The 5181-nt window shown below is 74.7% G+C and carries 3 protein-coding genes; 2 read left to right on the forward strand and 1 reads right to left on the reverse strand.

Annotated features, from left to right (window positions below):
- Positions 1-33: 33 nt before the first annotated feature.
- Positions 34-807 carry a hypothetical protein gene (locus tag ACFCX4_RS34485; RefSeq protein ID WP_376151127.1) on the reverse strand — a complete coding sequence of 258 codons (774 nt, stop codon included), beginning with the start codon at positions 805-807 and terminating at the stop codon, positions 34-36.
- A 495-nt stretch (positions 808-1302) separates the two neighbouring features.
- On the opposite strand from ACFCX4_RS34485, the gene ACFCX4_RS34490 reads away from it, so the two are divergent.
- Positions 1303-2103, forward strand: coding sequence for a TetR/AcrR family transcriptional regulator (locus ACFCX4_RS34490; protein WP_376151129.1), 801 nt, complete (start codon positions 1303-1305; stop codon positions 2101-2103).
- Between the two features lie 174 nt (positions 2104-2277).
- Positions 2278-5094 (forward strand): SdrD B-like domain-containing protein, encoded by a 2817-nt coding sequence (locus ACFCX4_RS34495; RefSeq protein ID WP_376151131.1) that lies wholly within the window; start codon positions 2278-2280, stop codon positions 5092-5094.
- Positions 5095-5181 lie beyond the last annotated feature (87 nt).

Consider the following 5181-nt stretch of genomic DNA (forward strand, 5'->3'; position numbering starts at 1 on the left):
CCGCCCCGCCCGTCCGGCCGGGCGGGGCGGCGCTCAGAACACCACCGAGTGCCGGCGCGCCAGCGCTTCCAGCCGCTCCCAGAAGGTGTCGTCGACACCCCAGACGTGCCGGGGGCTGTCCTGGTGGAAGTGGGCCTCGGCCGGGTCCAGGGCCAGTCGGTCGAAGGCGACGAACGCGCCGACGACGACCGGCAGGCGCAGCAGGCGACGGTGGGTGCGGGCCTCGGAGCCGAACCAGCGGCCGAGTTCCCGGTCCACCGCCGCCGGGCCGGGCCCAGCCGTGCCCCGCCGTCCTTCCAGCATCCTCCTGCGGTGCTCGTACGCCAGGTCCATCGCCAGTCCCACCCGCCCATCGGTGAGCACCATGTTCCGGAAGCAGCCGCCGGTCCGCAGGCCCGCCGCGCTGTCGCGCTGCTTGGGCGCGTACGAGTGCCCGTCCAGCAACCAGCCGGAGACCCGCGCGGTCCGGGAAGCGTCCGGGTCGGTCGGCCAGGTGTCCAGGCCGGGGTTCCCCGCCGCCGCCATCGCCGCGACGAAACGGTGCGCCCGCGCCACCCGTTCCCGGCGCGCCGCGCGGTCGGCCTGCTCGGCCAGGGACCGGCGCAGCTCCCGCTCGGCCGCTGCGGCCGCGGCGGCCTCCCGGGCCCGGTCCGCGCAGGCGTGGCAGAGCCAGGGCGTTCCGGCCCGGCCCTGGTGCGAGCGGCAGAACGCCGCGTGGCAGTGGTCGCAACGGCCGATCGCCACCACTGCGCACGGCGCTCCCGCGGGAAGGACGAACTCGCAGTGCGTGAGGTGCGGTTGTGTCATGGTCCCCTCCCGGACGGCGCCGTGGCGGCCCGGCGCCCGGAGACCAGTGTGGCGGCTCGTCCCGTCGCCGGGTGGCGGCGTTACCGCTCCGGGACGTAGAGGACGGCGGCCGTGCGGGAGGCCGGACCGTCGGGGCCGGACCCGCCGCGGGCGCCGAACGGGACGGGATCGGGGCGGGTCCGTCGGGAAGTCCGGTGGACGTGGCACCGCCACCGGCGTCGGCCGTCCGCCCGGGTGGTGCCCGCAGCGTCGTTTCACGCCGCCCCGGAGGCCGGGCGGCGCGCCGCTGCAGGACTCCGCCCCGCCCGGTGACGGGGACGGCGACGGTGCTCCAGGCCGTGTCGCGGGCCGGGCCGTTGCGGCGGTGGTGGGCGGGTGCGGTGGTCATGTCGTCCTCGCTCTCCCCGGGGCCGGTGGTCGTGGGCTGAGAGGGTGGGCCCGGGATCTGGGATACTCCAACCCGGTCGGGCCGGTGCGGACAAGGGGTTTCGTGACATGACGACAGCGATCGGCGGGGGCGACCGGGCCGATGCCCGCCGCAACCGGGCCAGGGTGATGACCGCCGCGGGCGACGCCTTCGCCGAGCAGGGGCTCGACGTGCCGCTCGGCGAGATCGCCCGCCGGGCGGGGGTCGGTGCCGGTACCGTCTACCGGCACTTCCCGAGCAAACAGGTCCTCCTGGAGGCGGTGTTCGTCCACCAGCTGAACGACCTGATCGCCTCCGGCGAGCGGCGGGCGGCCCAACCCGATCCCACGGAGGCGTTCTTCGGATTCCTGCTGGACATCGTCGGGACGACCGCCCGGCGCGGGCACCTGTGCGCCATCGTGGCCGCCGCCGACGGCAGCTGGCCGCGCCCGCTGCTCACGGCGGCCGTCCAGCGGTTCCGCCAGGTGCTCGCCGCGCTGCTCCGCGCGGCCCAGCGGGCCGGCGGCGTCCGGGCCGACGTCGGGCCCGAGGACGTCGCCTCCCTCACGGTCGGCTGCGACTCGATGATCACGGCCCGCGGTGACCGGGCGGCGGGCCTCAGGCTCGTCCGGCTGACCCTGGACAGTCTGCGGCCGCCCGGCGCCGTCACGGAACGCGGAGTGTTCCGTGACCTCCCGGGCCCCCGGCGGGAGGGTGCCGTCGCCGGCTGCGAGGAGTGCGGCACCCCGTTCGCCGTCCGGCCCACCGGGCGGCCGGGGCGCTACTGCGGGGCCACCTGCCGCCAGCGGGCCCGGCGCCGACGGCTCGCCGACGGGGGTGCCGGCGCGGGCGCCGGAATCGGCGGGACCGCCGTTCCGCCACCTCGCTGACGCAACATCAGTACACAGTCGGTCGGAACGTCTGATCGACCGTCAAAGTTCCTTGTTTCGCTGCGAACTTGTGTGAAGTCCCTTTAAGCTCCTGTTAACAATGGCGGCTTTTCGCCACAAACGAACGCCCTCATGAGGTCGGGCGGAAGGCCCAACTGCACGATGAGAGCAGGGATGACAACGACACGTGATCAGGAATCCGGTGCCGCCCGCGGCCCGGAACGGCGGCCGCCGGGCGTGCTCGGCCGCCGGACGGTGATCGGCGCCACGGCGCTGGCCGTCGGCATCGGGGCGGCCTCGCTGGCGACCGCTCCGGCCGCCTTCCCCCAGCCGGGGGACGGCACGGTGACGGTCCGCGTGGTGCGGGCGGTGGACACCGACGGGGTGTGGCAGCCCGCCCTGGAGCCCGGTCTGGCCGGGGTGAAGGTGACCCTCACCGACGACGCGGGCATCGCCGTCGACGGCACCACCGCGGCGGACGGCACGGTCACCCTGGCGCCCGCCACGGCCAGGCTCACCGGCGGCAAGTACCGCGTCCAGGTGGTGAACCCCAAGCCGGGCACGCTCTTCCCGGCCTTCGCCTCCCCCGGGGGCGGCCTGGCCGCCGGCTCCAACCGGCTCAGCAGCAACGAGGAGTTCGTCGACCTCACCGGCGGGAAGAACGCGGCGTTCACCACGGGGCTCTGGAGCCCCGGTGACTACTGCCAGAAGAACGCCACGCTGGTGACGACGTGCCAGCCCGCCGACCGCGAGGGCGGGACCCAGCGCACCCTGGTCTCCTTCCCGTACAGCGCGCGCGGTCAGGACGGCACGGACGTGAAGGCGACCAACATCGCCACCAACGCCGAGACCGGCACGCTCTACGGCATCGCCTGGAACAAGGCCGACCGGCGGGTGTTCTCCTCGGCGGTGGCCAAGCGCACCACGGACTACGGTCCCGGCGGTGCGGGCGGCATCTACGTGACCGACCTGACGGCCAAGCGGACCACGCTCTTCACCACCGTCCCCGACGCCGGTTCCACCGCCCACGGCGGCGGCACCGACGACGGGTTCGTGGCGGTGCCGGGCAAGGAGAGCCTCGGCGGCATCAAGGTCACCGACGACGGCAAGGACCTCTTCGTCGTCAACCTCAACGACCGCAGGCTCTACCGCTACGACGCCACGGCCGCCACGGCCGCGGCGCCGAAGGCCTCCTACCCGATCCCGGACCCGGGCTGCCCGGCGGCCGGGGACTGGCGGCCGTTCGGCCTCGGCCTGCAGGACGGCGGGGGCTTCCTCGGCGGCGTCTGCTCGGGCGAGTCGACCGGCAGGGCGTCCGACCTGCGCGCGGTGGTCCTGCCGTTCGACCTCGCCACCGGCGCCTTCTCGGCGGCGGTGCTGAGCCAGCCGCTGGACTACCCCCGGCAGACGACGGTCGGCGGGGGCCCCTGCGACGGGGCGGCCTGGTTCCCGTGGACCGGCACCTGGCCGACCTCGCAGAACGGCCGGGAGTGCGGCGCCTCCACCATGGCCCAGCCCGAGCCGGAGCTGGGCGAGATCGCCTTCGAGACCGACGGCTCGATGCTGCTGTCCTTCCGGGACCGCTTCGCCGACCGCGCGCCGGCGGGCGTCCCGTACGCCAACGTCATGTCGGGTGGAGACCTGAACAAGGCCTGCCCGGTGAACGGCACGTACGTGATGGACACCAACAACGGGTGCGGGCTGTCCCCCCGGGGCACCCGCTTCTTCGACACCAGTTGGGGCGGGCACCGCAACACGGCGTTCGCCGGCCTGGCGAACTCCAAGGTCGAGAACACCATCGCGACCTCCGCGTTCGACCCCAACCACACCGCGCTCGGCTACGGCACGTCGTTCCTCCAGCGCGACGGCAGGCAGGACCCGGGGTTCGGCTTCCGGCTCACCCCCAAGGACGGGCCCGCACCGTTCGGCAAGGGCGCCTCGATGGGCGACCTGGAGGTGCTCTGCGACCAGGCCCCGCTCCAGATCGGCAACCGGGTCTGGTACGACCCCGAGCGCAGCGGCATCCAGCGCCCGGGACAGAAGCCCGTGCCCGCGGCGACGGTGAACCTCTACGACGAGTCGGGGAAGCTCGTCGGCACCACCAGGACGACCGAGCGCGGCGAGTACTACTTCGACGACTCCAACGTCACCGGTGGCCTCAAGCCGCGCACCAAGTACACCATCCGGCTCGACAACCCCGCCGACTACGCCAAGGGCGGCCCGCTGTACCAGTGGGTCCCGACCGACGCGGACACCGGCGACAACCGGTTCATCGACTCCAAGGGCGTCGTGCCGGCGGGCGGGCAGTACGCCGAACGCGCGCTGACCACCGGCGGACCGGGCGAGAACGACCACACCTACGACTTCGGGTTCCGGCAGCAGGAGGGCGTGCTGCGCCTGGTCAAGCACGACCAGGACGGCAAGCCGCTGGCGGGCGCGAAGTTCCGGCTGTGGAAGGAGAGCAACGGCACCACCGGGCTGCAGAGCACCGGTGACAGACCCGACACGGCGGTCGGCGACCCCTGCACGACCGGGGCCGACGGCATCTGCAAGGGCAGCGGCACGGCCGGGACGTACTACTGGCAGGAGGTGAGCCCGCCGGAGGGCTACTCCGCGCCGGAGGTCACGGTGTTCGGGCCGCTGGTGCTGAACGCCGAGAACCTGGCGACCGGGGTGGAGGTGACGGCCGTCAACCGGCTGATTCCCACGCCGACCCCGTCGGTCACACCGACGCCGACCGTGACGCCGACCCCCACCCCGACGCCGACCCCGGCGCCGACCGGGGCGACGCCGACCGGTACGCAGGCGCCGTCGCTGCCGAGCCCGGCCGTGACGCCTCCCGCGCCGCCGGCCCCCGTCCCCGGCGGGCCGCTGCCCGGCACCGGTGCGAACGAGGGCATCCCGGTGATGGTGGCCGGTGCGGGCACGCTGACCGTGCTCGGCGCCGGGCTCGTGCTGCTGGCCCGCCGGCGCAGGCTCCGGCAGCAGTAGCAGTGACACCTCCCGCGGACCGGCCCCGAGGGCCGGCCCGCACCGGGCGGGCCCGGGGGGCCCCCGGACCGTGACGGTGGGCGGCGC

Origin of the sequence: Kitasatospora sp. NPDC056327 (genome assembly GCF_042261735.1) — a bacterium.
In the GTDB taxonomy this organism is placed as follows: domain Bacteria; phylum Actinomycetota; class Actinomycetes; order Streptomycetales; family Streptomycetaceae; genus Kitasatospora.

Excerpts from the sequence above, each read along its gene's own strand:
- ACFCX4_RS34490 (WP_376151129.1), top strand. The coding sequence starts at position 1,303 with ATGACGACAGCGATCGGCGGGGGCGACCGGGCCGATGCCCGCCGCAAC.
- ACFCX4_RS34495 (WP_376151131.1), top strand. The coding sequence starts at position 2,278 with ATGACAACGACACGTGATCAGGAATCCGGTGCCGCCCGCGGCCCGGAA.
- ACFCX4_RS34485 (WP_376151127.1), bottom strand. The coding sequence starts at position 807 with ATGACACAACCGCACCTCACGCACTGCGAGTTCGTCCTTCCCGCGGGA.